Genomic DNA, 25,978 nt, shown 5'->3' with positions numbered 1-25,978 from the left:
CCTTGCTTGATCTCGGCTGCGTAAACCAGTCCGGAAATACGGCCACCTGCCTGCATAGGCCGGGATGCGCATCCCGGCCTATGCATCAAGTAAACCACAATAAGTCCACACAAGTCCGGCATGACGGCAGAGAATGCGGCTCCTGCATTTCCGGAGCGCCTTCTGCCTTGTCACCATCACGCCAGAACGCTGGGATCCACATCCGTAATCAGCCGCTTGCCGCAAAGCGCCATGCTGACATCCATCTCCTTGCGGATGATCTCGAGCGCCGTCGTCACGCCCTGCTTGCCATCGGCACCGAGGCCATAGAGGAAGGGGCGGCCGATATAGGTGCCTTTGGCGCCAAGCGCCACGGCCTTCAGCACGTCCTGACCGGAGCGGATGCCGCCATCCATATGCACCTCGACCTTGTCACCAACTGCATCGACGATCTTCGGCAACATGGCGATGGAGGAGTGCGCGCCGTCGAGCTGGCGGCCGCCATGGTTGGAGACGATGATGGCATCGGCGCCGGTATCGAGCGAGGCGCGGGCATCTTCCTCGTCAAGGATGCCCTTGAGGATAAGCTTGCCGCCCCAGCGTTCCTTTATCCATTCGACATCCTTCCACGACAGGCGCGGATCGAACTGTTCTGCTGTCCAGGAGGAGAGCGAGGAGAGGTCGGAGACATTTTTGGCGTGGCCGACGATGTTGCCGAAGCTGCGGCGCTTGGTGCGAGCCATGTCCATGCACCATTTCGGCCGGGTCGCCATCTGCCAGATATGTTTCGGGGTGAATTTCGGCGGTGCGGAGAGGCCGTTGCGCAGATCCTTGTGGCGTTGGCCAAGAATTTGCAGGTCGAGCGTCAGCACCAGTGCCGAGCAGCCGGCGGCCTTCGCTCGGTCGATGAGATTGTTGACGAAGTCCCGGTCCTTCATCACGTAGAGCTGGAACCAGAAGGGTTTCGAGGTGACGGAGGCGACATCCTCGATGGAGCAGATGCTCATGGTGGAAAGCGTGAAAGGCACGCCGAATTCTTCGGCTGCTTTTGCGGCAAGCATTTCGCCATCGGCGTGTTGCATGCCGGTCAGTCCGGTGGGGGAGAGCGCCACCGGCATCGAAACTTTCTCGCCGACCATTTCTGTGGCCAGCGACCGGTCGGTCATATCCACCAGCACGCGCTGGCGCAGCTTTATCTTGGAAAAATCATCCTCATTGGCGCGGTAGGTGCCTTCCGTCCATGCGCCGCTATCGGCGTAGTCGAAAAACATTTTTGGCACGCGGCGCTGAGCCTGTTGCTTCAGGTCAGCTATGGTCAGGATTTTGCCCATGGATAAAGCCTTCACATTTGAATGATGGCTTCACATAACATGAATGGGACGGTTGCAACATCAAAATCGACTGGGTTGATCACCAGAAAGCCCGCAAAAACAGCTCGGCTCCCAATAAAAGCAGGCAGATGAGGAACCAGCGCCGGAATGTTGCCGGGCTGACGATGTTACGAATCTTCTGGCCGAGCCACATGCCGAGAAGCGCGGGCAACACGGCGAGTGCGGAAAGCGACAGATGCTCGACGCGGAAGGCGCCTTGCGAGGTAAGGCCGGCGGCAAGTGCAATGGTCGAAACGGTGAAGGAAAGGCCGAGCGCCTGCACGAGATCGTCGCGGTTGAAACCGAGCGACTGGATATAGGGCACGGCGGGCACGACAAAAATTCCGGTGCCGCCGGTCAAAAAGCCCGTTATCAGTCCCATGACGGGAGAGAGTTTTGGTTCCAGCCTTGCCGGAATCGAGACCGGTCTGGCAAGCAGGCTGTAGGCTGCGTAAGCCGCAAGGCACAGGCCGAGTGCCGAGGTGGTCCAGACGCCGGTGCCCGCCGTCATCAGCCGGATGCCGATGAGTGTGCCGACCGCGATGGCGATCATCATCGGCCACAGCCGCTTCACGATGGCCCGAAAATCAGACCCCGCCAGCAATTGCCAGATGTTGGTGATGAAGGAGGGCAGGATGAGCAGCCCTGCGGCAATGACCGGGGGCATGAAGAGGCCGAGCACGCCCATGGCGACAGTGGGCAGCCCCATGCCGGTCACGCCCTTGACGATGCCGGCAACGATGAAGGTCGCGAGGATCATGAGCAGGGTGGTTGTGTCTAAGTTCGGCACCGGGCACTCCAGAGGTCATTCGCATTTCGGCCGGGTGATGCCAGCCAGTCATTTGAAGCGAGCGGGTGCGACACGGTTTCTTCTCCCCGCCGGGGAGAAGGTGGCCCGAAGGGTCGGATGAGGGGGCAACGTCGGTGATAAATCGAGAGCTGGCCCCCTCATCCCGCTGCCGCGGACTTCTCCCCGGCGGGGAGAAGAAACAAGCGGCACCCGCTCGATTTGATAGGCCACTGATACATGAGGCCATGAGCAAATGTTTCGGCCGCAGCCGAACTATGCAAGCGTGCTCTTCATCGCCCTGCCGGCCACATAGGTTTCCACCACCGTGCGGTCGTCGCCCATGGTCAGCATCAGGAAGAGTTCTTCCGTCAGGCTGTTCACTACTTCCATCTTCAGCGCCATGGCGGGTGTCGAGGAAGCGTTCAGCACCGTGATGTCCGCGTCCGTGCCGGCCTCCAGCGTGCCGATGCGGTCGACCATGGAAAGGGCCTCGGCATTGCCGCGGGTCATCAGATACCAGCTTTCCAGCGGGTTGAGGCGCTCGCCCAGCAATTGCTGAATCTTGTAGGCCTCGTCCATGGTGCGCAGCATGGAGTAGCTCGATCCGCCGCCGATATCGGTGGCGACGGCGATACGAACAGGCTTTTCGCGCCGTTGCAGCTTTTTCATCGGGAAGAGGCCGGAGCCGATGAAGAGGTTTGAGGTGGGGCAATGCACGGCCACCGCGCCGGTTTCCGAGAGCACGTCCGCCTCGCGCTCGGAGAGGTGGATGGCGTGGCCGAGCAGGGTCTTGTTGCCCATCAGGCCGTAGCGCACATAGATATCGGTATAGTCGGTCGCTTCGGGGTAAAGCTCGCAGGTATATTTGATCTCGTCCAAATTTTCCGAAAGATGCGTCTGGATGAAGAGATCGGGGAATTCCTGCGCCAGCGCCTGTGCGGCTTCCATCTGCTTCGGGGTGGAGGTGATGGCGAAGCGGGGGGTGATGGCCACGTGGTTGCGGCCCTTGCCGTGCCAGTCGGCGATGACCTGACGCGTCTCGTCATAGGAGGTTTCCGGCGTGTCCAGCAGGCCCTGCGGGGCGTTGCGGTCCATCATCACCTTGCCGCCCACCATCAGCATGTTGCGCCTCATGGCCTCAGTGAAGAAGGCGTCGGCGGAGGTCTTGTGCACCGAGCAATAGGCAGCGGCGGTTGTTGTGCCGTGGCGCAGCAGCTCGTCGTAAAAATGCGTGGCGATGCGCTGGGCATGGGCGCTTTCGACGAAACGGCATTCCTCCGGGAAAGTATAGGTATTCAGCCATTCCAGCAGATTGGCGGCATAGGAGCCGATGACCTGCATCTGCGGGAAATGCAGGTGCATGTCGATGAGGCCCGGCACGATGAGATGCGGCCGGTGATCCTTTTCCTCGATGTCTTCGGGGGCTTGCTTGCGGATATCGGCGTAGTCGCCAATGGCGGCGATCTTGCCGTCTTCGATCAGCAGGCCACCATCCTCAATGTAAAGATAGCTTTGCGTATCGTCGATTGCGAGCGGCGCGCGGCGGAAGCTCAGCAGGCGGCCACGCAGCAGAACCATGCTCATTCAGTCTTTCCTTCGGCTTTTCCGGCCCCGGAAACCGCGCTTTCGTACCAGGCGGTCAGCACCTTGCGCTCATCCGGGGTGATGGCGGTGATGTTGCCGGGAGGCATGGCATGGCTGCGGCCGGCTTGCAAATAGATTTCGCGCGCATGGGCGGCGATCTGCTCGTCGGTTTCGAGCTTCACCGATTTCGGCGTGAAGGGCACGCCTTCCCACACCGGCTCGGCCGCATGGCACATGGAACAGCGGCCCTGAACCACATCGCGCGCTTTGGCGAAATGGGCGTCGGCGACGAATTGCTGCTGCATCGGCGAAAGCGTCGCTGCCTTCTGTTCTTCTTCGCCGGTCAGCACCTTCGGCACGGTGGAAAGCCACATGATGACGATGAAGATGAGGGCGGTCAGCAGCCAGGTCCATGTCGGCTTGCCCTTGCGGGCATGGGTGGTGTTGAACCAGTGGCGGATGGTGACGCCCATCAGGAAGACGAGTGCGGCGATGATCCAGTTGAACTGCGTGGCAAAGGCCAGCGGATAATGGTTCGACAGCATAAAGAAGATGACGGGCAGCGTCAGATAGTTGTTGTGCAGCGAGCGCTGTTTGGCGATGCGGCCATATTTCGGGTCCGGCGTGCGCCCGGCGATCAGGTCGGCAACGACGATCTTCTGGTTGGGGATGATGATGAAAAACACATTCGCCGACATGATGGTGGCGGTGAATGCACCGAGATGCAGGAAGGCTGCGCGGCCGGTGAAAACCTGCGTATAACCCCACGCCATCGCCACCAGCGCGACATAGAGCACGATCATCAGGCCCCAGGTATTGTTGCCGAGCGGCGATTTGCAGAGGAAATCGTAAAACAGCCAGCCGATGGCAAGCGAGGCGAGCGACAGACAGATGGCCTGGAACTGGGTGAGCGCCAGCACCGAATGGTCGATGAGGAAGAGATCGGCGCCGCCATAATAAACGATGCAGAGCATGGCGAAGCCGGACAGCCAGGTGACATAGCTTTCCCATTTGAACCATGTCAGGTGCTCGGGCATCTGGGCAGGCGCGACCAGATATTTCTGGATGTGGTAAAAACCGCCGCCATGCACCTGCCATTCCTCGCCATAGGCCCCCGGCGGCAGATGAGGCCGTTTGACCAGCCCGAGATCGAGCGCGATGAAATAAAAGGATGAGCCGATCCAGGCGATGGCGGTGATGACGTGGAGCCAGCGGACGGCAAAGGCCATCCATTCCCACGCAATGGCGTATTCGTACATGCGGTTCCCCTGATCCTTGTGCAGCGCACCTTGCGAGAAATTTGACCTTTAGGAAAGGGAAAAGCAGAGGGCAGGAGGTGATTGTTCACAATCTGACGCCTTTGTGTCCGCAATCTCGTTTCAGTTCACCCGTGTATGTGGGTTGGCCCGGTAAAGTTGCAGCCGCTCATTCCTGTCGCATAGTTTGTGCTTAGCTGGCTAACGCGACTCAGCTATTATCCTTTGTGCAGTCTGCCAATGTGCTAAAATATAAGGCTGCGGAGTCCTGCGGGGCGCCTTACCGGAAATCCATTCCGGTTTTACGCCGATGCGCAGGGCTTCCATGACATGTTTCGCTGGCGGTTCTTCCGAAAGCGGGCGCTGCGAACCCTGGGTGGGGGCAGATCAGGGGGCAGGTATCGCAGTTCCCGGCGCCGTTGTGTCCGGGTGGGTGTTGATGTGAAATTTGAATAAAGGGACGCAATGATCTTCCGGCAGCCGCCGTTGTTTCAACGGAGACCATGCCGATGCGCCTTGTTCTGACGGTCCTCTTCCTGCTTTTGGCGTTCAGCGCCACCGCGCTTGCCCATGAATCCCACAAGGGGTTCAAATATGAAAGCTATTGCTGCAATGGCGACGCCGAAACCGGCGACTGCCAGATGATTCCCACGCGCAGTGTTCGTGTCACGCCTGACGGTTACGAGGTCTCGCTCGCACCCGGCGATCACCGCATGGTCACGCGACGCCACGTCTTCAACTGGTCGCAGCGCGAGGCCAGACGATCCGAGGATGGCGAATATCATCTCTGCCTGTTTCCGGATGAGGACACGCCACGCTGTTTTTATGCGCCGGACATGGGGTTTTGAGGCAGTTGCTGCGGCCGGCTTTCCTCGATCCGCTTCAATATCCAGTCGCGGAACAGCCTGATCTTGCGAATGTTCCTGCGGTTTTCGGGGTAGACCAGCCAATAGTTCTTGCCTTCGCTGCTGAGGTGCTCGAAGGGTTGATAAAGGCGGCCGAGCGCAATCTCATCGGCATAGAGTTCAGGGGTGAGCATGGCCACCCCCTGGCTGGCGATTGCGGCGGCGGCTTCGAAGGCCTGCACATTGAGGCGGCTGCGGGGATAACGGTCGAGGCCGGGATTTTCAACACCCACTTCCCGAAACCATTGGCTCCACCAGATATCGCCGGGATCGATGATGCGCAGGCGCAGCAGGTCTTCTGGTTTGTGCAATCCGCCGATGCTTTCGGCAAGGCCCGGATGCAGCATCGGCGTATAAACGCCACGCAGCAGTTGATGATAGATCAGCCCTTTGCCGTTATCTTTGCTCCAGCGAATGGCGACATCGCAATCGGACTGGGAAAAATCGATCAAAGCGCTTGATGTGTCGAGCCGCACGGCAATCGAGGGATGTTCGAGCTGGAAAGCACCCAGATGCCGCGAAAGCCAGCGCGATGCGAAGGTAGCGGTGGAATGGATTGTCAGGGTCGCGTCGGACGTGTCACGCACATTGTCCACGGCCTCCCGCAGATTGTTGAAGGCTTCCGCGACTTTCGGCGCGAGTTTCTGCCCGGCCTCCGTCAGCGAGACCTGCCGCGCCTTTCTGATGAAGAGCGGCTCGCCGATATTCTCCTCCAGCAGTTTCACCTGATAGCTCACTGCCGTCTGGGTCATGCCCAGCTCTTCGCCGGCCTTGGTGAAGCTCAGATGCCTTGCGGCAGCTTCGAACACCCGCAGGGCGTTCAGGGGAAACTGGCGTGACATTTTCATGGATAAGTTCTCTTTATGCCAATTGCCGAAGGTTTCATTGGTTTTTCTCCGGAAAACAGAGCATTTTTAGCTCAATTCATCAACTGAGCTTCTGACATTTTTGAATGGAGACGAACATGCGCACAGCACTCTTGCGCGCGTGGTCCCGCCTGCGTGCGGGCCTGCGGACAGCGGAACGGTTTACCCTTGAAAGCATTGCGCCGGACAATCTGGCGGATGAAAGCCTGCCCGACGGGCTCAGGCGTGATCTTGGCCTTGAGGATGGCCGTGTCGATTTTCGCTGCGACGGATTTCGGCAGCGGAAAATGCTTGCAACAACTCGGCTGCCACAAGGGCCGCTATGACGGCGGGGCGCTTGTCCCTGACGCTGTTGCCACCGATGGGCAGAGTGAGTTTTGCAAGGCGGGAAGGCGGTTCGCCCTCCCGCTCCAGCCAATGGGAGAAGGTGGCGCGTTTGGTCTTTGAACCGATCATGCCGACATAGGCGAGATCGTCGCGGGCAAGCGCTTCCTTGGCTATGAGGAAATCGAGCGCGTGATCGTGGGTGACGATGATGGCAGCCCCGTTTGCAGGAATTTTCGCGACGAGCGCCTCCGGCATGGGGGTCAGCACGGATGCGATGTTCACTGGAAGATCGTGCAGCTCGTTTTCCCGGGTTTCCACCACTGTCAGCGTCAGGGGCAGCAGCGACAGCGCCTCGGCCAGCGCCTTGCCAACGTGGCCCGCCCCGAAAATGAAGACGGCCGGCTGCTGCTCGGCCTCGCCCTTTAGTCTCGCCTCCAGCGCTGCCGCGATTTCCGAAGTTATCAGCCGGAACCGGAGCAGGGTGCGGCCGCCGCAGCACTGGCCGATTTCCGGGCCAAGCGGAATATCCATGCGGTCTTCGGTAGAACCGCTCCGCAGCATCGCCCGGGCGTGGTCTATGGCCATATATTCGAACTGCCCGCCGCCAATGGTTTGCCACAGGCCGTCTTGCGAGACCAGCATGAAGGTTCCTGCCTCACGCGGGGAGGACCCTTTCACGGCCTCGATTTCCACGAGGATCGTGGCTGGATATTGCGTGAGGAAGCTGGTGAGGGAAGTCATGGGTCTCCCCTCACACCTTCTTCAGCCGTTCCACCGCCATCAGAACCCGTTCGGGCGTTGCCGGCGCATCGAGGCGCGGGCAGACCTTGTAATCGGCGACGGAGGCGACGGCCATGGAGAGGGCTTCGAGAACCGAGATCGCCAGCATGAAGGGCGGTTCGCCCACGGCCTTTGAGCGGCCGATGGTGGGTTCGGCATTTTCCGCCCATTCCGCCAGCCTGACGTTGAAACTCTTCGGCCGGTCGGAGGCGAGCGGGATCTTGTAGGTGGAGGGCGCATGGGTGCGCAACCGCCCCTTGCCGTCCCACCATAATTCCTCGGTCGTCAGCCAGCCCATGCCCTGCACGAAGGCGCCTTCTACCTGGCCGATATCAATGGCCGGGTTCAGCGACTTGCCGACATCGTGGAGGATATCGGTGCGTTCCATCAGGTATTCGCCAGTGAGCGTATCGATCGACACTTCCGAGCAGGCCGCGCCGTAGGCGAAATAATAAAACGGCGTGCCACGGCCGGCGGCGCGGTCCCAGTGGATTTTCGGCGTCTTGTAAAAACCGGCGGCGGAAAGCTGCACGCGGGCGAAATAGGCCTTTTTGATGAAATCGTTGAAGGCGATTTCCTCGAGGCCGATGCGCACCCGGTTCGGCAGGAAGACGACTTCTTCTTCCGGCACGTTCCAGTTCTCGGCGGCGAATTTGACCAGCCGCTCGCGGATTTGACGGGCGGCATCATAGGCCGCCATACCGTTGAGGTCGGTGCCGGAGGAGGCGGCGGTGGCCGAGGTGTTCGGCACCTTGCCGGTGGTCGTTGCCGTTATCTTCACCCGGCTGATATCCACCTGGAAGGCATCGGCCACCACCTGCGCCACCTTGGTGTAAAGGCCCTGGCCCATTTCGGTGCCGCCATGGTTCAGGTGGATGGAGCCGTCATTGTAGATATGCACCAGCGCGCCCGCCTGATTGAAGGCGGTCATGGTGAAGGAGATGCCGAATTTGACGGGGGTGAGCGCGATGCCCTTGCGGATGATCGGGCTCGTTTTGTTGAACTCGATGATCGCCTCGCGTCGCGCGCGATAGTCGCTGGAGGTTTCCAGCTCCTCGACGATGCGGGCGATGATGTTGTCCTCGACCTCCTGATGATAGGGCGTCGTGGTGCGTCCCGAGCCGGTCTCGCCGTAGAAATTCAGCTTGCGGATATCGAGCGGGTCCTTGCCGACGGCATAGGCGATTTCCTCGATGAAACGTTCCGCGCCCAGCATGCCCTGCGGGCCGCCGAAACCGCGAAAGGCGGTGTTGGAGACGGTGTGGGTTTTCAGCGGCCGCGAGGTGAGGTGCACATGCGGATAGAAATAGCTGGAATCCGCATGGAACAGCGCGCGATCCGTGACCGGGCCGGAGAGATCGGAGGAAAAGCCGCAGCGGGCGGCATAGGTGGCGTCGACGGCGTGGATGCGGCCTTCTTCATCGAAGCCAAGTTCGTAATCGACGCGGAAATCGTGGCGTTTGCCAGTTGCCGTCATGTCCTCGTCGCGGTCCGGGCGGATTTTCACGGCCCGATTCAGCTTCTTGGCGGCGATGGCGCAGAGGGCCGCGAACTGGTTGCCCTGCGTTTCCTTGCCGCCGAAACCGCCGCCCATGCGGCGCACCTGCACCGTGACGGCATTGGATGGCACCTGCAGCATATGGCTGACAATGTGCTGGATTTCGCTCGGATGCTGGGTGGAGCTCCACAGCGTTACCTCGTCATCCTCGCCCGGCACGGCCATGGCGATGTGGCTTTCGAGATAAAAGTGTTCCTGCCCGCCGATCCGCATGGTGCCGGTGAGGCGGCGCGGTGCGACATCCATTTCCAGCTTGGCATCGCCGCGCTTAAGCGTCATCGGATCGATGACCAGCGCGCCACCATTCTCAATCGCCGTGTCGATATCGGTGAAATGCGGCAGGTCCTTATAGGTGACCTTTGCCTTGCGGGCCGCCTTTCTGGCGATATCGCGGGTTTCGGCGAAAACCGCGAAGATCGGCTGGCCGTGGAATTCCACCTTGGTCTCGGCAAGCAGCGGTTCGTCGTGACGGCCGCCGGAAGAAATGTCGTTTTCGCCGGGCACGTCCTTGGCAACCATGACCCAGAGCACGCCGGGTGTTTTTTCCACTTCCGAGAGGTCCATCGAAACGATTTCGGCATGCGCCCGGTCGGAAAGGCCGAGCGCGCCATGGATCAGTCCGGCGGGTTCGGGAATATCGTCGATATATTCGGCGCTGCCGGTCACATGCTTATGGGCGGAATCGTGCCGGAGCGAAGCGTGCATCGGGCCGTCGATTTCGGTCTTGGTCTTGTCGAAGCTTGTGGTGTCCATGGTTCAAGCCTCTCCTTCGCAGTCAGAATCGGTGTGTAGAAACGATAACCCATCCTCATTCCTGTGCTTGTCACAGGAATCCAGCCGACGCGCGTCTGCGCGGTGAGAGAGACTTTCCAGCCCAAGGACTTGGGCTGGCTGGATTCCTGTGACAAGCACAGGAATGAGGGAGGGTGCGGGTGCCGCCATCGCCATCATCACGCCTCCTGAAGCGAGAAACGGCTGAGTTCCTGCTTTTGCCCCGAAGTCTCGAGGAAAAATCGCGTCAGCAGGTTCTTGGCCGTCAGTTGCCGATATTCGGCAGTCGCGCGCCAGTCGGTCAGCGGGGTGAAATCCTCGTCCAGCACATCGCGCGCCGCATCGATCGTTTCTTGGCGCCAGGGCTTGCCGAGAAGCGCCGCCTCCAGATGCGCGGCGCGTTTGGGCGTACCGGCCATGCCACCGAAGGCGATGCGGATGTCTTCGACCGTGTCATCGGCATCGAGCGTCAGGTTGAAAGCGCCGCAGAGCGCGGAAATATCCTCGTCGCGCCGTTTGGAAATCTTGTAGACGGCGTAGAGGCTTTCCGGCTTCCGGAACGGAATGAAGAGCTTTTCGACGAATTCGCCGCTCAGCCGGTCCTGTTTGCCGTAATCGATGAAATAGCTTTCCAGCGGCAGGCTGCGGTTACCGGAGGAGGATCGCAAGGTCAGCGTCGCCCCGAGCGCGATCAGCGCCGGCGGCGTGTCGCCGATGGGGGAGCCGTTGGCGATATTGCCGCCGATGGTGCCCATATTGCGCACCTGCTCGCCGCCGAGGCGGTCGAACAGCCGGGCAAGCGGCGGAAAATGGTCTGCAATGGTCTTGAAGGCCTGGCTGTAGGTGACGCCGGCGCCGAGTGTCACGCCCTCTTCATCCACGGCGATGGTTTGCAAATCCCCGAGATTGTTGATGAAGATCACCGGGTTCAGTGCCCGCATCTGCTTCGTCACCCACAGACCGACATCGGTGGAGCCGGCCACGATGGTCGCTTTCGGCTCAGCAGCGTAAATCTCGGTCAGCTCGGCCAGTGTCGCTGGAATGATTGTGCGGTCCTCGCCGTGGGTAACGGTGATCGTCTCGTTGGCGCGAATGGCCCAGAGCCTTGCCATGATATCCGTGCGGTCGCGTTGCAGCGGGTCGAAGAGCGCGCTCGGGCGGGCAGCGGCGATCTTTTCGGCGGCGCGCACGATCGGCTCATAACCCGTGCATCGACAGAGATTGCCTTGCAGCGCCTTTTCGATGTCGGCGCGGCCGGGGTTTTCACTGGAAAGCCAGAGGCCGTAAAGCGACATGATGAAGCCCGGCGTGCAGAAACCGCATTGTGAACCGTGGAAATCCACCATCGCCTGCTGCACGGGGTGAAGCGTACCGTCGCGGGCGGCCAGATGCTCGACCGTCACGATATGGGTGCCGTGCAGCGAGCCTAAAAAGCGGATGCAGGCATTGACGCTCTCATAACGCAGCGAACCGTCCAGCAGCCGCCCGACCAGCACCGTGCAGGCGCCGCAATCGCCTTCGGCGCAGCCTTCCTTGGTCCCGGTCAACCGCTTGCTGATGCGGAGATAATCGAGAAGCGTGTCTGTCGGTCCGAAATCCTTCAGCGAGATGGTTTCGCTGTTGAGGATGAAGCTGATCGCGTCGTTCATGCAATGCCCTGCTTTTTTGACCGGCTGCCGAGCCGGTTTCTTGTCATTGTCCCTGCGCATCATATGCACGCCCGCAGGCGTATATCGATTTCCGTTTTGGCAATTCATTGCTTCCAAAACGGAAATAAATTTCGGCAATTATTGCGCCGTCCAGCCGCCATCCACGGAAATATGGGTGCCGGTGATGTTGCTTGCGGCATCGCTTGCCAGAAACAGTGCGGCGGCGGCCACGTCATCGACGGTGACGAACTGCTTGGTCGCCTGCAGTTCCAGCATCACGTCGTTCTTCACCGCCTCTTCGCTGATGCCGCGCACCTTCGCCATTTCCGGTATCTGCTTTTCAACGAGCGGTGTGAGCACATAACCGGGACAGATGGCGTTGACGGTAACCCCGGTCTGGGCAAGCTCGAGCGCCGCCGTCTTCGTCAGGCCCATGATGCCGTGCTTGGCCGCCACATAGGCCGATTTGAACGGCGAGGCGACGAGACCGTGGGCGGATGCGATGTTGATGATACGGCCTTTTCCGGCCTTCTTCATCAGCGGTATCGCAGCCCGCATGGTATGGAAGGAACTGGTCAGATTGATGGCGATGATCCAGTCCCATTTCTCCGGCGGAAATTCCTCGATGGGCGCGATATGCTGGATCCCGGCATTGTTGACGAGCACATCCACCGAGCCGAGTTTTTCGTGCGAGGATTGAATGAGATCGGCGATCTCGTCCGGTTTCGTCATATCCGCGGGGTGATAAAGCACGCGCCCGCCGCTTTCCGCTTCCAGCAAAAGGCGCAATTTTTCGATCTCGTCCTCATCGCCGAAACCGTTCAGCACAATATTGGCGCCCTCCCGCGCAAATCGCTGCGCAATCGCAAGGCCGATACCGCTTGTAGAGCCCGTCACGATAACTGTCCGATGCATGCTTTCCCCTTTTTGCATTACTTCGCACATGTTTAAGCAAGGTATGCCCAAAGGGGGCGGGCTGGCAATCGCCATTTCGGGGGAGCTCGGTTGCGCGGTGAAACAGGCCGCGCCCATCCATTTTTTCGAAGCTAAGCATCCAGATTTTGCGCCAGATTCTGCATTTGCCTGCGGGGGCTTCCGTCCCTATCTCTGAGGCAAGCAAACAGAGGTATCATCTATGGAACTCGGTCTTTACACATTCGCGGATGTCAATCCCAACCCCGCCGATGGCCGTGGGCCGGAAGGCGCGCGCCGGCTGCGGGAGCTTATCGAAGAGATCGAGCTTGCCGATCAGGTCGGGCTCGATGTCTTTGGCCTCGGCGAGCATCACCGTCCGGATTATGTCGTCTCCTCGCCCTCCACCGTTCTCGCGGCGGGGGCGGTGAAGACGAAGAATATCCGCCTGACGAGCGCCGTTTCGGTGCTGAGTTCGGACGATCCGGTGCGGGTGTTCCAGCAGTTTTCGACCGTCGATCTTCTCTCGAACGGCCGCGCCGAGATCATGGCCGGGCGCGGGTCCTTCATCGAATCCTATCCGCTGTTCGGTTACGATCTTGAGGATTACGACGTGCTCTTCGCCGAAAAGCTCGATCTGCTTTTGGCGCTGCGGGAGCAGGAAATCGTCACCTGGTCCGGCACCAAGCACCCCGCCATTCACGGGCGCGGCGTTTATCCGCGGCCCCTGCAGGAGCGCCTGCCGGTCTGGATCGCCGTCGGTGGCACGCCGCAATCGGTGGCGCGGGCAGGCGCCATGGGTCTGCCGGTGGCGCTTGCCATCATCGGTGGTGAATATCGCCGCTTTGCGCCGCTGTTCGATCTCTATCATGAGGCTGCGCGCCGCGCCGGGCAGGAAAAGACCAAGCTGCGCACCAGCATCAATGTGCACGGCTTCATTGCCGACACCACCGACAAGGCGGCGGACCAGTTTTACGGACCGCAGGCGGAGGTGATGAACCGCATCGGCCGCGAGCGTGGCTGGGGGCCGACGAACCGCGCGCATTTCGACGCCGCACGCGGGCCGGAGGGCAATCTCTTCCTCGGTGAGCCGGAGCTGGTGGCGGAAAAGATCATCAAAGCGCATGGCGTGTTCAGGAATGACCGCTTCCTGCTGCAGATGGCCATCGGCCTGATGCCGCACGATCAGATCATGCGCGGCATCGAGCTTTATGGTACGAAAGTCGCCCCTATCGTCAGAAAAGAATTGACGGGGAGCGCCGATCCGGTGAAAGCCACGGCCTAATGATTGCCAAGGCGGGCGTTTTGAGACCCGCCATACAGAACGACGGACAGAGACATGGTCATTTCCACCGAAGAAGAACTGGTTCTGCTGAAGGACATCGGCCGTTTGTGCGCCGTCGCGATGCAGACCATGGCGGACGCGCTGGAACCCGGCATCACCACGGCCGAGCTGGATGCCATCGGCCGCAAGGTGCTGGAGGATAACGGTGCGCAATCGGCGCCGGAATTCTGCTACAAGTTTCCCGGCGCGACCTGCATCAGCGTCAACGAGGAAGTGGCCCATGGCATTCCGGGTCCCCGCATCATCAAGGCGGGCGATCTCGTCAATATCGATGTTTCGGCGGTAAAGAACGGCTTTTTCGGCGATACCGGTTCGTCCTTCGCCGTGCCGCCGGTGAAGAAGGAAATCGAGCGCCTCTGCCGCGATGGCAAGCGCGCCATGTGGACCGGCCTGCAGCAGGTGAAAACCGGCAGGCCTTTCGCCGATATCGGCAACGCCATCGGCGCTTTCGCCAAGAAGAACCGCTATACGCTGATCACCAATCTGGCGAGCCACGGCATCGGCCGCTCGCTGCATGAGGAGCCGAAGGAACTGGCGACCTGGCCGGACAAGGACGAGCGGCGCATCATGCAGGAAGGCATGGTGTTTACCGTCGAGCCGTTTCTCTCGACGGGGGCCTATTGGGCCGAAGACGGCGATGACGATCCATGGACGCTCTATAGCGATCCGAGCGCGCCGACGGTGCAGTATGAGCATACCGTGGTTGCGACCAAGAACGGGCCGCTGGTGCTGACGCTGGCTGAGTGAGGAGAGCATTGCTGACGTTTGCGATGTCCAGGCGCATAGCCCGCCTGGCAGTGCGGACTTGCCGTATTCAAAACTCTTCCATCTCCTCATCCCTGTGCTTGTCACAGGGATCCAGCCAGCCCAAGTCCTTGGGCTGAGAGGAGTCTTTTCGCCGCGCGGACGCGCGTCGGCTGGATTCCTATGACAAGCACAGGAATGAGGGTTGGAGGGCGCGGCGCGGTATCCTTCACCTTAGGTCTTGCACCGATAACGACCGCTTATAACGCCGATCAAAATAACTCGCTTGTCCCTTATCCGCCCCGTTGCGATAAGCCATGCATGAGCATCGACAAGCCACTTTCCGCCAAACATCTGACCGCACTTGGATTTTCCGGGGCGCTGATGATGGCCTCCGCCATGGGTTTCGGCCGTTTTTCCTTCACCCCCATTCTGCCGGGCATGATGGCGGATGTTCCGCTTTCGGCGGGGGATGCGGGGATCGTGGCGGCGGGTAACTTCGCCGGTTATCTGGCGGGGGCGGTTCTGGCGGCCTATTCATGGGGTTCGGGGCGGGAACGGCTGGTGGCGCTTTGCGGCCTGTTTTCCACCGCGGCATTATTGCTTGCCATGGCGGCTTTCAACTCCGTCGCGGTTTTCACCGCCATCCGGTTTCTGGCCGGTGTTGCCAGCGCGCTGACCATGATCTTCACCTCGCAGATCGTTATCGGCCATGCCGTCAAGGCGGGCAGGGACAGTGTTCAGGCGCTGCATTATGGCGGCGTCGGTGCGGGCATCGCGATCTCCTCGCTTGCGGTCTATCTGATCGGCGTCGTTTTCGATGGCGGCGGTTCCTCATGGCGGGAGGAGTGGATCGCAGGTGCCGTCTTTTCCTTCATCACATTCATTCTCGTCTGGCGGGTGCTGCCCGCAGGCCCGCCGCGACATGCATCCTCGGTGGCGGAGCCGCCGCTCCACTGGACGCGGCCGCTCTTCCTGACGACGCTGGCCTATGGGCTTTTCGGCTTCGGTTACGTCATCACCGCCACCTTCATCGTGGCGATTGCCCGCATGGCCGCCGCCGGTGCTTTCGTGGAGTTTCTGGCCTGGTTCATCACCGGCTGCGCCGCCGCCATTTCGCTTTTCCTCTGGAAACCGGTCTTGAAATCGCAGGGGTTGAAACGCGCCTTCGTCATCGTTCTTGCCGTCGAAGCCGTCGGTGTTTTCGCTTCCGTCATGCTGCCGCCGGTGCCGGGCGTGCTGGCAGGTGGTCTGCTTCTCGGGCTGACCTTCATGGTCATTACCGCTTATGGCCTGCAGCTCGGCCGGGAATTTGCCGGGCCGAGCCCGCGTCGCGCCTTTGCGCTGATGACGGCCGCTTTCGGCACGGGCCAGATCGTTGGGCCGCTTGCTGCCGGCTGGATTGCCGAGGCGACGGGAAGTTTCACCGCGCCCAGCATTCTCGCTTCGGCCGTGCTCGTCGTCAGTATTGTTCTGATGCTGCCGGTGCTTGCCACGGAGCGGCGGCGTTAAGTCTCTGACGACGTCCTGACCGGCCCGAATTCACGCTGTTTTGCGGGGATCGCGCAACTCTCTGCGCCTTACATCTTGTTAAGGTCAGCGCTTCTTCATTGCTGTGCACAAATTTCTGCCCTAGGTTCGGGCCAATAAGTGCTTCGCCAATAATGGCTGATTTCAAACGCGCGTGAGTTCGAAACGTGTTTCATTCCTTCTTTCCCAAACCGAAAATCTTCTTCACGTCGGCCATTATCTGGGCTTTTTTCGCAATTCTCGGATGGTACTTCATCGTTGAAGGATTAGGTCGGTCTTGGGGCTATGTAATGCCTGAACAGGAACCCTACGATCTCAGCTACTTCCTGGTCCCGGCTAACCTGTTCTTTTACGCCTATCTGGCATTGTGTCTGGCGGCGTTCGGCGGCGTGTGGACCGTTATCGCCAAGGATCATCCCTGGAAATTCTGGTCCATCTGGGGATCGTTGCTGATTATCGCGGTGACCTATTTCGGCGTTCAGATTTCCGTCGTCATCAACAATTTCCGGCGGCCTTTTGGCGACCTTTTGCAAAATGCCCTGTCGAAACAGCCGGGTATCGAGGTCTGGGATTTTTACAGCCTCCAGATCGTCTTCGCCAAGATCGCCTTCCTCAGCATGGCGGTCTCGATCCTGACGGATTTCTTCACCAGCCATTATATCTTCCGCTGGCGCACCGCGATGAACGACTTCTACATGTCCAAATGGGAAAAGCTGCGCCACATCGAAGGTGCTTCCCAGCGCGTTCAGGAAGATACGATGCGGTTCTCCTCAACGCTTGAGGGGTTGGGTATTACGCTCATCAATTCGGTAATGACGCTCGTTGTTTTCCTGCCGATTCTGTTTGCGCTGTCGTCCTATGTTTCGGAATTGCCGATTTTGGGCGAAGTGCCGCATGCGCTGTTCTGGCTGGCAATCGTCTGGTCCATCTTCGGTACGGTCCTTCTGGCGACAGTCGGCATCAAACTGCCTGGCCTGAACTTCCGCAACCAGCGTGTGGAAGCCGCCTATCGCAAGGAACTCGTCTATGGCGAGGACCACGCCGACCGCGCCCAGCCGCCGACAGTCAAGGAGCTTTATTCCAATGTGCGGAAAAACTATTTCCGCATGTACTGGCACTATCTCTATTTCAACGTCGCACGGTATTTCTACATTCAGGCCGATGCGGTGTTCCTGCTTCTGATGCTCGTTCCGACCATCGTGGCGGGCAAGATCACCTATGGTATCTACCAGCAGATCGCCACCGCCTTCGGTCAGGTCAGTAATTCGTTCCAGTATCTGGTTAATTCCTGGACCACGATCATCGAACTGCTTTCCATCCACAAACGTCTTGTGGCCTTCGAGGCCGCGATCGACGACAAGCCCCTGCCGGATATTGACGAGCGCTATCTTCAGCGGGAAGCGGAAGCCGGAGAGCTGGCGGCCAACAAACCCTGATGGAGAACAAAAAAGGCGGCCGATTGGCCGCCTTTTTAATAAGCTGAGAAGATTCAGCCCTCGGTCTTCTGCTTCTTCCGCGCCTCGATCATCGGCATCGCCTCGGCATAGCTTACACAGGCAACATCCTGCCTGCCGCAGACTTCGCGCAGCAGCCGCTCATAGGCGTTCCAATAGGCGCCGCCGTTCATCTTCACGAAGTGAAAGCCCATCTGTAGCGGAATGCGCTCGCCATTATATTGCCTGTCGAATGCATTGCGGAAGGCCGTATAGGCGCGCTCCTCGAATTCCTTCGAACGATCCGGCGTCTCGACGCCGATGGAGTGGCGGATGAAGAGATTGTAGTCCATGGCGATGATCGGGCGGTTGCCCGGACCTTCGGGAATGAGCGGTAGGCCGAAATGCTCTATGCCGTCGCGCTCCACCGGCCATTCCGGTCCCTTGGTGATGCTGGTGGCGTCATAAACGAAACGGTGCTTTTTCTGCGCTTCGGTCAGCGCCGGCCCCTGCGAGAGATAGGGCGCGCGAAAACCATCGATCTTTTTCACCATCTCGCGCCAGCCTTCAGGTTCCTCGCCCTTTTTGCCGATCATCTGCCAGGCGTTTTCCAGCGTGCTGGTGAAGGTGGTGAATTCGCCGTCCCATTGTTCGGCGGTCCACTGCCCGCCATCGAAATGGCCGCAGGTGTGGTTGCCGATCTCGTGACCTTCGCGATAGGCGGCCCAGATATTTCTGAGCCTTGCCTCCACCTCTTCCGGTGACTGGCCAAAACCGACATTGGAGCGACCCGCCTTCTGGCCGGGTCCCTGATAGGTCTTGGCGCTGGTCTTCCTGTCCATCACCAGCGTGCAGGCAAGGAAATAGGTAAAATGCGCGCCGACTTGCTTGCCCGTCGCCCGGCTTCTTTCCCACAGCGAATTGTCGCCCGCACCGTCGAAGGACACGATGACGAGCTGCTTCGGCTTCTCAGCCTCTTCGGCAAAAGCGGGAAGGGCGGCGAGAAGCGACAGGGAAAAGGCGGCAAGTGAGCGAAACATCAGTTATCCGTCATATGAAACACCGTGGCCTTTTGCGGGTGGAATAAGGCGAAGCTTTGAATAGTCTGGCGTTTTCGTGACTTTCGGCCTAATTCCTGTTGCAGCTTGCGGTCATAGGGCCGCTTCGTTCCACCGGGGACCGTGTTTCATGCTTTTTCTCGCACTCTGTCTTGCCTTGTTCCTGCTGACGCATCTCTTGAAGGTGGTCGCACCGCAATTTCGCGCGCGGATGATCGCGACGATGGGTGAAGGGCCTTTCAAGGGCGTCTATTCGCTCGTCAGCCTCATCACGCTCGGCCTTGTCATCTATGCCTTCGGTGAAGCGCGGCAGGAAACCGGAATGTTGTGGTATCCGCCGGTCTGGATGAGCCACATTGCCGTGACCCTGATGCTGCCGGCGATGATCTGTCTTATCGCCAGCCTCATCCCGGCTGGCCACATCGCGACGAAGACGAAACATCCGCTCATTCTTTCGGTCAAGATCTGGGCGCTCGCGCATCTTCTGGCCAATGGCGAGACCTCTTCGATCCTTCTTTTCGCATCGTTCCTCGCCTGGGGCGTGGTGATGCGGATTTCGCTGAAGCGCCGGGAACGGGCTGGCGAAAAAGTGGCCCGGGACTTCGTTTCAGGCCGCTACGATCTGGTGGCCATTGTCGGCGGCATCGTTCTTTGGGGTGCTTTCATCCTGAAACTGCACGAATGGTTGATCGGCGTTCAGCCCATCGTCCTGTAGGAAATCAACGTTTCCCCCTTACATATCAGGCAAAATAGGCTAGAAGGCCGACCATGACCCGGTCGGTCTGACTTTTGCTGACCCGGGTAAGCGGCTTGGTATGTCCGCGAACGGATGGATCGGAAGCGATCTCCGCGCGGGTAACGGAGAATTTGATGGCAAACGAAAATGATACCTTTATCCGCGAAGTGAACGAGCAGATCCGCTCCGAGCAGCTGTCGCGCTTCTGGGGCCGTTACGGTATCGTGGTCGTGGGTGCGGCCGTTCTCGTGGTTCTGGGCGCCGCTGGCGCCGGTATCTACGAGTACTGGAACACCAGCCGCGCTTCGAATTCCGGGGACCAGTTCCTTGCGGCGCTGAAGCTTGCTTCCGAAAACAAGACGGACGATGCGCTGAAGGCCTTTGCCGATCTGGAAACCTCCGGTCACGGCAATTATCCGGTTCTGGCGAAGTTCCGCTCGGCCACGCTGCTGTCGCAGAAGGGTGATGCGGCAGGCGCCATCGCCGCTTTCACCGCCATCGGCAACGACACATCCGCACCGCAGGTCTTCCGCGATACCGCCAAGGTGCGCGCGGCGTGGCTGCTCGTCGACAACGGCACCTATGATCAGGTCGTGGCGCTGGCGGAGCCGCTCAGCGCCGAGGGCCAGACCATGCGGGCTTCCGCCCGTGAAGCTCTGGGTCTCGCCGCCTACAAGGCCGGCGATTTCGCCAAGGCCAAACAATGGTTCGAGCAGATCGTCAGCGACGCGCAGGCGCCGCGCAACGTGACGAACCGCGCGCAGATCATGCTCGACAATATCACCGCTTCCGGCAAGGCTGCCTAACGCCGCTGCGCCACGCGAGATCGCCCCGGCATTTCTTCGCATTGCCAAAGCGATCCAACTCATTATTTTACGCATGTCCTTTGCCCAAAACAGGTAACGTTTTGGGCAGACGTGCTTTAAGGAACCAGGATCAATGAGCTTCACCGTCGCCATAGTCGGGCGCCCCAATGTCGGCAAGTCCACGCTTTTCAACCGTCTCGTCGGAAAGAAGCTGGCGCTGGTGGACGATACGCCGGGTGTGACCCGCGACCGCCGCCCCGGCGAGGCGAAGCTTGTCGACCTGCGTTTCACCATCATCGATACCGCCGGTCTGGAGCAATCCGGGCCGGAAACGCTTCAGGGCCGCATGTGGGCGCAGACCGAAGCGGCAATCGACGAAGCCGATGTGACGCTGTTCGTCGTCGACGCCAAGGCCGGCCTGACGCCTGCCGATGAAACGCTGGGCGAAATGCTGCGCCGTCGCGGCAAGCCGGTGGTGCTGGTGGCCAACAAGTCCGAAGCGCGCGGTTCCGATGCCGGTTTCTATGACGCCTTCACGCTCGGCCTCGGCGATCCGTGCCCGATTTCGGCCGAACACGGTCAGGGCATGATCGACCTGCGCGACGCCATTGTCGAGGCAATCGGCGAAGACGTCGCTTTCCCGCCGGAAGTGGATGAGGCAGAGACGGATATCGTTCTGCCGCGCAGCGAGCCGGGCAGCGAGGATGAAGAAGACGAAGAGCCGGTCTATGACGAGACCAAGCCGCTGCGCGTCGCCATTATCGGCCGGCCGAATGCCGGCAAGTCGACGCTCATCAACCGCTTTCTCGGTGAAGACCGGCTGCTGACCGGCCCGGAAGCGGGCATTACCCGCGACAGTATTTCGGTCGAATGGGACTGGCGCGGCCGCACCATCAAGATGTTCGATACCGCCGGCATGCGCCGCAAGGCCAAGGTGACGGAGAAGCTGGAAAAGCTTTCGGTGGCGGATTCGCTGCGCTCCATCCGTTTTGCCGAAACCGTGGTGATCGTGTTCGACAGCACCATTCCCTTCGAAAAGCAGGATTTGCAGCTCGTCGATCTCGTCATCCGCGAGGGCCGCGCTGCCGTGCTCGCCTTCAACAAATGGGATCTGGTGGAAGACCCGCAGGCCTATCTGGCCGATCTGCGTGAAAAGACCGAGCGGCTGCTGCCGCAGGCGCGCGGCATCCGCGCCGTGCCGATTTCCGGCCAGACGGGTTATGGCCTCGACCGGCTGATGCAGAATATCATCGATACCGACAAGATCTGGAACCGCCGCATCTCCACCGCCCGCCTCAACCGCTGGCTGGATTCGCAGACGACCCAGCATCCGCCGCCGGCCGTTTCCGGCCGCCGCCTGAAGCTGAAATACATGACGCAGGTAAAGGCCCGCCCGCCGGCCTTCATGATTTCCTGCACGCGACCGGAGGCTATTCCGGAAAGCTATACGCGTTATCTGGTGAACGGTCTGCGCAAGGATTTCGACATGCCGGGCGTGCCGATCCGTGTGCATTATCGTGGGTCTGACAATCCGTTCGAGAGCAAGGCTAAGAAGCGGCGTTGATTTTGACGTGAAGGGTCGCCGCGTATTTCTTCTCCCCATCGGGGAGAAGGTGGCCCGAGGGGTCGGATGAGGGGGCACCCTCTCCGTATATCTCGACCGTCGCCCCCTCATCCCGCTGCCGCGGACTTCTCCCCCCTCGGGGAGAAGAAACAAGCGGTATCCGCTCGTTCCAATTTCACTGTCCGGTTTTGAAGAGTAAAAGACCATGCTGATCAAGCAGACCGACTATCACCGGATTTACCGCGTCATCAACAGCCTGCTCATCAGCCAGAATGCCGATCCCGCCTCGGCCTCCATGTATTTCAGCACCTTCGGCGCATTCATCCTGCAGCAGCACTACAAGGTGAAGGCGGTGCCGAAGGGTGGGCTTGCGGCCTATAATCTCGGTGGAACGGTCCTGCTGTTCGCCGATCACCGCGAAGACGGTTATGTGACGGGCGCGGGCGAGAACTTCCACTGCTGGGTGGAGGCGGATGGCTGGGCCATCGATTTCATGGCCCCGGCATTTTCGGAAGGCGCCGATGGGCTTTCCGTGCCGGCGAAAATGTTCCAGCGGCCGCTTGCCGCCATGGCGGCATCCATCAACGATCTCGGACAATCCGGCGATTTCTTCTATCGCTCCGAACCCGAAGCCACGGCCAAGCGCTTTGCCGACTGGCACAGGCAGGCGATGATCGGCGATATGGCGAGCGTTGCCGCCAACTGGTTCCGCAAGTCGCCGAAACAGATGGCCGCATCGCTTTCGGTAACGGATCGTGACGGCAAGGCGCGGGCCGTGCCGCTTTCCGGCCAGATGCTCACCGGAGCATGGTGAACGCAGGTTACGCTGCGTAGTGTCGATCCCGAAGGTTTTGTCAGCAAAAGGTCTTTTGATTTATAAGGGCAATGTTGCTACGCAGACTGGGCTTCAACAGCGACGGGATTGACGTGTTCCTATGGCCGATGACACCATTTCAATAAGCTTCACGCCCGATCCGAAACATGTGCTCGACTATGTCCACGGCTATCAAAATCAGGCCTATGAAAATTACAGCATGATTTGCGACAAGTCCTGGAAGCGCCATTTTGCCTCGGCCAGAGCGCATCTATCCTCGTTTGCGGGACTTGCTGCCGGTTTCATCTATTCCTTAAGCCTGCCGTGGTTTCCGGGTGTCTGGCCGGTGGTCGGTTATTGGGTGTTTGCACCCGCACCGTTTGTGACCCTCGCCATATGGTTCATTATCGCGCGGGGCTCGAGAAAGGAGATGAAATCCTATTACGAGGTCCTGGCACATTGGAATATTGCCAATGATCGGATGTATTCGCCTCACACAGAGGTCGAGATAGGACCCGAGGGTTACAAGCAGGTCACAAGACTGGACACCGTGCAGCTGAGCTGGGCGCGCTACCATCTCGCACTCACGCCGCCCGACAGTCTGGTGCTGGTTTTCCACGGGACGGTGGCTGTCATACCCAACAGCGCCCTGCCGATTGCTGCAAAGGACATCATCGAGAAGATCAATCACTGGTGCGCAGCCCAGCAGAAAGAGCTTCTTCCCTTATCCTGAAGCGGCATTTGAAAATGGCGGTATCATCCGGAAAACAGAGGACGGCCAGCGTGTTCTCGCGGCAGCCGCCTGACGTCAATCAGCAGCCCGACCCCGTTCTAAAGATAACGGCAGTCGCGTCCTGATTGCCTTGTGGCATTCCCGCTTCGTTTCGTCCACCGTTCCCGAACAGAATCTCGGGGATCGCCTCATGCAAGTTGAGAACGCGGCAGCAGCGGCAGGGATTTTCCCGCCGCGTGAATGACATTGTCGAGGAATTGCCGCGAGGCTTTTTCCCAGCTGTAGCTTCTGGAAAGCGCCAGCGCCTCCTGTGGCGAACAATGAAGCGCCGCAAGACAGGCATCGCGAAGATTGTCGTCCAGCGCACCGGCTGCCGGGTTGCCGCCGAGAATATCGATCGGTCCGGTGACGGGGAAGGCGGCCACGGGCACGCCGCTTGCCAGCGCTTCCAGAATGGTGTTGCCGAACGTATCGGTCTTCGAGGGGAAAACGAAGACATCGGCCTGCGCATAGGCATCGGCCAGCTCCTCGCCGGTCTTGACGCCGGTGAACAAAACGTCCGGATATTTCTCCTGCAATTCATGGCGGGCGGGGCCGTCGCCGATGACCACCTTCGAACCCGGCAGGTCCAGTTCCAGAAATTCCGGCAGGTTCTTCTCCACCGCCACACGTCCGACCGTCATGAAGATCGGGCGCGGCAGGTCGAAAGGCAATTTTGCTTTCGGGCGGGGATGGAAAAGCTCGGCGTCGATGCCGCGGCTCCAGCGCTTCAGATTGCGCACGCCGCGCGCTTCCAGTTCGGTCTCAAGGCTCGGCGTCGCCACCATGCAGGTGTTGCCGCCATTGTGGAACCAGCGCACGAAGGCGTAAAGCCAGCTTTCCGGCACAGGGAAACGCGCCGCCACATATTCGGGAAAGCGGGTGTGATAGCTGGTGGAAAAACGCATGCGGTTCTTCACGCACCAGCGCCGCGCCATGAAACCCAGCGGCCCTTCCGTCGCAATATGCACGAAGGAAGGCTGGCTTTTTTCGATCTCCGCCGCCACACGGCGATAACCGGCAACCGAAAGGCGGATTTCCGGATAGGTGGGGCAGGGGATGCTGTAAAAACTCTGCGGCGTGACCATGCGCACATCGACGCCGAGCCGCGCGAGTTCGGTGTTGGTGTTTTCTATGGAGCGAACCACGCCGTTGACCTGCGGGTGCCAGGCATCTGTGACAATCGTGATTCTCGTCATGAAACACTGATCCTGCTCATCTGCGCGCGGGCGAATCCCCATTGCCCGGCTTCTGCCCGTATATGCGGCGTGCGTGTTACAGGATCATGTCAGGGTGTGTGACGGCGGGGAAGCGTGGTTTGCGCGCGGAAGTTTGCGGTTGTTCACGGCGCTTCCCCGGTGCGGCGGAGCCTTATCCCACCAGCGGCAGCAGCTCGGGGCTGATCAGCGCGCCGTGATGGCCGATGACGGTTGCCGCCGCCCTTGCCGCGAAGGTGGCCGCTTCTTCCGGCGAACTGCCGGTCACATAACGGGCGAGGAAAGCGCCGTTGAAGCTGTCGCCGGCGCTTGTCGTATCCACCACGTCCACGGCTTTCACCGCCGGGGCGTGAGTGCGACTGCCGCGGAAATCGAGCGTCGCACCCTTGGCGCCGTCCTTCACGACGATGTTTTCGACGCCAAGCGAACGGTAGCGGTCGATGGTCGCTTCCACGGAGACATCGCCGAAATGGCTCGCCTCGTCATCGAAACTCGGCATGACAAGCGTTGCGGCGCGTGCGCCGTTGGAGACGGTCTCAAGCATCGTATCCTTATCCGCCCACAGGCGCGGGCGAATGTTGGGGTCGAAGACCACCAGCTTGCCCGCCGCCTTAGCGCGGCGCAGTTCGGCGAGGAACGTATCGACATCATGGGCGGAGGCGAGAATGGCGAGCGTGATGCCGGAGAAATAGACCACATCGGCGCTTTCCACCGTCCTGCGCAGATGATCCGCATCGGCGGCGAGCTGCCTTGCGGCGGCGGCGTTGCGCCAGTAGCTGAAGGTGCGCTCGCCATCCTTCAGGTTGATGAGGTAAAGGCCGGGCGTGCCGCCCTTGATGCGGCGGATTTTTTCGGTGCCGATGCCGGCTTCCGCGATGAAGGTGAGCATGTCTTCAGAGAGAGGATCGTCACCAAGCGCGGTGAAATAATCGACCGACCAGTCGCCTGGCAGGCAGGCCCGGGCATACCATGCGGTATTGAACGTATCGCCGGCAAAACCCTTGCGCAGCAGCCCGTTGCCGGCCTGCGACAGTTCCACCATGCATTCGCCAATCGACAGAAACCGTCCGCCCACGCCGTCATCCTCCCGTTTTTTCCAGCCATGCGGCTTACGACGAGTGCGCGCCGCTGACAAGGGCGGTTGTGGCCGTTTGTGCATGTGCGAAGTTCCGGTTTACGCGGCCGCGATGGCTTTATATTCTCCTGCCAGAC

At 60.1% G+C, this 25,978-nt stretch carries 22 protein-coding genes; 10 read left to right on the top strand and 12 right to left on the bottom strand.

Features of this window, described 5'->3' with window-relative positions:
- Nucleotides 1-176 precede the first annotated feature (176 nt).
- From I3J13_RS14690 to puuD, 4 genes are all read right to left on the bottom strand, one after another.
- Nucleotides 177-1,310 (bottom strand): alpha-hydroxy acid oxidase, encoded by a 1,134-nt coding sequence (locus I3J13_RS14690; protein WP_196379246.1) that lies wholly within the window; start codon nucleotides 1,308-1,310, stop codon nucleotides 177-179.
- Nucleotides 1,311-1,389: 79 nt separating this feature from the next.
- Nucleotides 1,390-2,109: a sulfite exporter TauE/SafE family protein gene (locus I3J13_RS14685; RefSeq protein WP_196379248.1), complete on the bottom strand. Its 720-nt coding sequence runs from the start codon at nucleotides 2,107-2,109 to the stop codon at nucleotides 1,390-1,392.
- Between the two features lie 303 nt (nucleotides 2,110-2,412).
- A complete protein-coding gene (gene guaD / locus I3J13_RS14680; protein ID WP_196379245.1) occupies nucleotides 2,413-3,723 on the bottom strand; it encodes a guanine deaminase in 1,311 nt (436 codons plus the stop codon).
- The gene (gene puuD, locus I3J13_RS14675; protein ID WP_080835594.1) at nucleotides 3,720-4,982 is read right to left on the bottom strand and encodes a urate hydroxylase PuuD; all 1,263 of its coding nucleotides are present in this window, start codon (nucleotides 4,980-4,982) and stop codon (nucleotides 3,720-3,722) included. The genes guaD and puuD overlap by 4 nt, the downstream gene beginning before the upstream one ends.
- A 506-nt stretch (nucleotides 4,983-5,488) precedes the next feature.
- On the opposite strand from puuD, the gene I3J13_RS14670 reads away from it, so the two are divergent.
- A complete protein-coding gene (locus I3J13_RS14670; protein ID WP_162936601.1) occupies nucleotides 5,489-5,827 on the top strand; it encodes a hypothetical protein in 339 nt (112 codons plus the stop codon).
- On the opposite strand, the gene I3J13_RS14665 is transcribed toward I3J13_RS14670, so the two are convergent.
- The 5 genes from I3J13_RS14665 to I3J13_RS14645 all read right to left on the bottom strand — a co-directional run bounded on the left by I3J13_RS14665 (nucleotide 5,803) and on the right by I3J13_RS14645 (nucleotide 12,750).
- Nucleotides 5,803-6,732, bottom strand: coding sequence for a LysR substrate-binding domain-containing protein (locus I3J13_RS14665; protein WP_020810938.1), 930 nt, complete (start codon nucleotides 6,730-6,732; stop codon nucleotides 5,803-5,805). The two genes, I3J13_RS14670 and I3J13_RS14665, sit on opposite strands and share 25 nt — an antisense overlap.
- Before the next feature lie 237 nt (nucleotides 6,733-6,969).
- The gene (xdhC, locus tag I3J13_RS14660) at nucleotides 6,970-7,818 is read right to left on the bottom strand and encodes a xanthine dehydrogenase accessory protein XdhC (RefSeq protein ID WP_196379244.1); all 849 of its coding nucleotides are present in this window, start codon (nucleotides 7,816-7,818) and stop codon (nucleotides 6,970-6,972) included.
- A 10-nt stretch (nucleotides 7,819-7,828) separates the two neighbouring features.
- Nucleotides 7,829-10,168, bottom strand: coding sequence for a xanthine dehydrogenase molybdopterin binding subunit (xdhB, locus tag I3J13_RS14655; protein ID WP_196379243.1), 2,340 nt, complete (start codon nucleotides 10,166-10,168; stop codon nucleotides 7,829-7,831).
- A 197-nt stretch (nucleotides 10,169-10,365) separates the two neighbouring features.
- A complete protein-coding gene (gene xdhA, locus I3J13_RS14650; protein WP_196379242.1) occupies nucleotides 10,366-11,835 on the bottom strand; it encodes a xanthine dehydrogenase small subunit in 1,470 nt (489 codons plus the stop codon).
- A 138-nt stretch (nucleotides 11,836-11,973) separates the two neighbouring features.
- Entirely contained in the window at nucleotides 11,974-12,750 is a 777-nt protein-coding gene (locus I3J13_RS14645) for a 3-hydroxybutyrate dehydrogenase (protein WP_003524233.1), read from the bottom strand.
- A 220-nt stretch (nucleotides 12,751-12,970) separates the two neighbouring features.
- Here I3J13_RS14645 and I3J13_RS14640 point away from each other — a divergent pair, with 220 nt between their 5' ends.
- The 4 genes from I3J13_RS14640 (at nucleotide 12,971) to sbmA (ending at nucleotide 17,802) form a co-directional block, all read left to right on the top strand.
- Nucleotides 12,971-14,032, top strand: a complete 1,062-nt coding sequence (locus I3J13_RS14640; RefSeq protein ID WP_196379241.1) for an LLM class flavin-dependent oxidoreductase — start codon at nucleotides 12,971-12,973, stop codon at nucleotides 14,030-14,032.
- Nucleotides 14,033-14,086: 54 nt separating this feature from the next.
- Nucleotides 14,087-14,839 (top strand): type I methionyl aminopeptidase, encoded by a 753-nt coding sequence (map, locus tag I3J13_RS14635; RefSeq protein ID WP_003510360.1) that lies wholly within the window; start codon nucleotides 14,087-14,089, stop codon nucleotides 14,837-14,839.
- Between the two features lie 318 nt (nucleotides 14,840-15,157).
- The gene (locus I3J13_RS14630; RefSeq protein ID WP_196379240.1) at nucleotides 15,158-16,348 is read left to right on the top strand and encodes an MFS transporter; all 1,191 of its coding nucleotides are present in this window, start codon (nucleotides 15,158-15,160) and stop codon (nucleotides 16,346-16,348) included.
- A gap of 185 nt (nucleotides 16,349-16,533) precedes the next feature.
- Complete coding sequence (gene sbmA, locus I3J13_RS14625; protein WP_035261556.1) at nucleotides 16,534-17,802, top strand: peptide antibiotic transporter SbmA; 1,269 nt, start codon at nucleotides 16,534-16,536, stop codon at nucleotides 17,800-17,802.
- 53 nt (nucleotides 17,803-17,855) lie between these two features.
- Here the strand turns inward: sbmA and I3J13_RS14620 are convergent, their stop codons facing one another.
- Nucleotides 17,856-18,839, bottom strand: a complete 984-nt coding sequence (locus tag I3J13_RS14620) for a polysaccharide deacetylase family protein (RefSeq protein WP_059754244.1) — start codon at nucleotides 18,837-18,839, stop codon at nucleotides 17,856-17,858.
- A gap of 148 nt (nucleotides 18,840-18,987) precedes the next feature.
- On the opposite strand from I3J13_RS14620, the gene I3J13_RS14615 reads away from it, so the two are divergent.
- From I3J13_RS14615 to I3J13_RS14595, 5 genes are all read left to right on the top strand, one after another.
- Complete coding sequence (locus I3J13_RS14615) at nucleotides 18,988-19,572, top strand: NnrU family protein (RefSeq protein WP_196379239.1); 585 nt, start codon at nucleotides 18,988-18,990, stop codon at nucleotides 19,570-19,572.
- A gap of 155 nt (nucleotides 19,573-19,727) precedes the next feature.
- Nucleotides 19,728-20,399 carry a tetratricopeptide repeat protein gene (locus tag I3J13_RS14610; protein WP_196379238.1) on the top strand — a complete coding sequence of 224 codons (672 nt, stop codon included), beginning with the start codon at nucleotides 19,728-19,730 and terminating at the stop codon, nucleotides 20,397-20,399.
- 133 nt (nucleotides 20,400-20,532) lie between these two features.
- On the top strand, nucleotides 20,533-21,963 hold the full coding sequence (der, locus tag I3J13_RS14605) for a ribosome biogenesis GTPase Der (RefSeq protein WP_196379237.1): 1,431 nt from the start codon (nucleotides 20,533-20,535) through the stop codon (nucleotides 21,961-21,963).
- Between the two features lie 205 nt (nucleotides 21,964-22,168).
- The gene (locus I3J13_RS14600; RefSeq protein ID WP_196379236.1) at nucleotides 22,169-22,777 is read left to right on the top strand and encodes a DUF2026 family protein; all 609 of its coding nucleotides are present in this window, start codon (nucleotides 22,169-22,171) and stop codon (nucleotides 22,775-22,777) included.
- 121 nt (nucleotides 22,778-22,898) lie between these two features.
- A complete protein-coding gene (locus I3J13_RS14595) occupies nucleotides 22,899-23,510 on the top strand; it encodes a hypothetical protein (RefSeq protein WP_196379235.1) in 612 nt (203 codons plus the stop codon).
- 188 nt (nucleotides 23,511-23,698) lie between these two features.
- Here the strand turns inward: I3J13_RS14595 and I3J13_RS14590 are convergent, their stop codons facing one another.
- Together I3J13_RS14590 and I3J13_RS14585 are read right to left on the bottom strand one after the other, a co-directional pair.
- A complete protein-coding gene (locus I3J13_RS14590; RefSeq protein ID WP_196379234.1) occupies nucleotides 23,699-24,748 on the bottom strand; it encodes a bifunctional monoglucosyl/glucuronosyl diacylglycerol synthase in 1,050 nt (349 codons plus the stop codon).
- 172 nt (nucleotides 24,749-24,920) lie between these two features.
- Nucleotides 24,921-25,841, bottom strand: a complete 921-nt coding sequence (locus I3J13_RS14585) for a PfkB family carbohydrate kinase (protein ID WP_196379233.1) — start codon at nucleotides 25,839-25,841, stop codon at nucleotides 24,921-24,923.
- Nucleotides 25,842-25,978 lie beyond the last annotated feature (137 nt).

Source organism: Agrobacterium leguminum, assembly GCF_015704895.1.
GTDB classification, from domain to species: domain Bacteria; phylum Pseudomonadota; class Alphaproteobacteria; order Rhizobiales; family Rhizobiaceae; genus Agrobacterium; species Agrobacterium leguminum.
Note: the sequence above shows the minus strand (reverse complement) of the source record. Positions and strands in the feature narration are given on the sequence as shown.

Excerpts from the sequence above, each read along its gene's own strand:
- guaD (WP_196379245.1), bottom strand. The coding sequence starts at position 3,723 with ATGAGCATGGTTCTGCTGCGTGGCCGCCTGCTGAGCTTCCGCCGCGCG.
- I3J13_RS14690 (WP_196379246.1), bottom strand. The coding sequence starts at position 1,310 with ATGGGCAAAATCCTGACCATAGCTGACCTGAAGCAACAGGCTCAGCGC.
- I3J13_RS14620 (WP_059754244.1), bottom strand. The coding sequence starts at position 18,839 with ATGTTTCGCTCACTTGCCGCCTTTTCCCTGTCGCTTCTCGCCGCCCTT.
- I3J13_RS14640 (WP_196379241.1), top strand. The coding sequence starts at position 12,971 with ATGGAACTCGGTCTTTACACATTCGCGGATGTCAATCCCAACCCCGCC.
- xdhC (WP_196379244.1), bottom strand. The coding sequence starts at position 7,818 with ATGACTTCCCTCACCAGCTTCCTCACGCAATATCCAGCCACGATCCTC.
- I3J13_RS14665 (WP_020810938.1), bottom strand. The coding sequence starts at position 6,732 with ATGAAAATGTCACGCCAGTTTCCCCTGAACGCCCTGCGGGTGTTCGAA.
- xdhA (WP_196379242.1), bottom strand. The coding sequence starts at position 11,835 with ATGAACGACGCGATCAGCTTCATCCTCAACAGCGAAACCATCTCGCTG.
- I3J13_RS14630 (WP_196379240.1), top strand. The coding sequence starts at position 15,158 with ATGAGCATCGACAAGCCACTTTCCGCCAAACATCTGACCGCACTTGGA.
- I3J13_RS14615 (WP_196379239.1), top strand. The coding sequence starts at position 18,988 with ATGCTTTTTCTCGCACTCTGTCTTGCCTTGTTCCTGCTGACGCATCTC.
- map (WP_003510360.1), top strand. The coding sequence starts at position 14,087 with ATGGTCATTTCCACCGAAGAAGAACTGGTTCTGCTGAAGGACATCGGC.
- I3J13_RS14610 (WP_196379238.1), top strand. The coding sequence starts at position 19,728 with ATGGCAAACGAAAATGATACCTTTATCCGCGAAGTGAACGAGCAGATC.
- I3J13_RS14595 (WP_196379235.1), top strand. The coding sequence starts at position 22,899 with ATGGCCGATGACACCATTTCAATAAGCTTCACGCCCGATCCGAAACAT.
- I3J13_RS14645 (WP_003524233.1), bottom strand. The coding sequence starts at position 12,750 with ATGCATCGGACAGTTATCGTGACGGGCTCTACAAGCGGTATCGGCCTT.
- xdhB (WP_196379243.1), bottom strand. The coding sequence starts at position 10,168 with ATGGACACCACAAGCTTCGACAAGACCAAGACCGAAATCGACGGCCCG.
- der (WP_196379237.1), top strand. The coding sequence starts at position 20,533 with ATGAGCTTCACCGTCGCCATAGTCGGGCGCCCCAATGTCGGCAAGTCC.
- I3J13_RS14685 (WP_196379248.1), bottom strand. The coding sequence starts at position 2,109 with ATGATCCTCGCGACCTTCATCGTTGCCGGCATCGTCAAGGGCGTGACC.
- puuD (WP_080835594.1), bottom strand. The coding sequence starts at position 4,982 with ATGTACGAATACGCCATTGCGTGGGAATGGATGGCCTTTGCCGTCCGC.
- I3J13_RS14670 (WP_162936601.1), top strand. The coding sequence starts at position 5,489 with ATGCGCCTTGTTCTGACGGTCCTCTTCCTGCTTTTGGCGTTCAGCGCC.
- I3J13_RS14600 (WP_196379236.1), top strand. The coding sequence starts at position 22,169 with ATGCTGATCAAGCAGACCGACTATCACCGGATTTACCGCGTCATCAAC.
- I3J13_RS14590 (WP_196379234.1), bottom strand. The coding sequence starts at position 24,748 with ATGACGAGAATCACGATTGTCACAGATGCCTGGCACCCGCAGGTCAAC.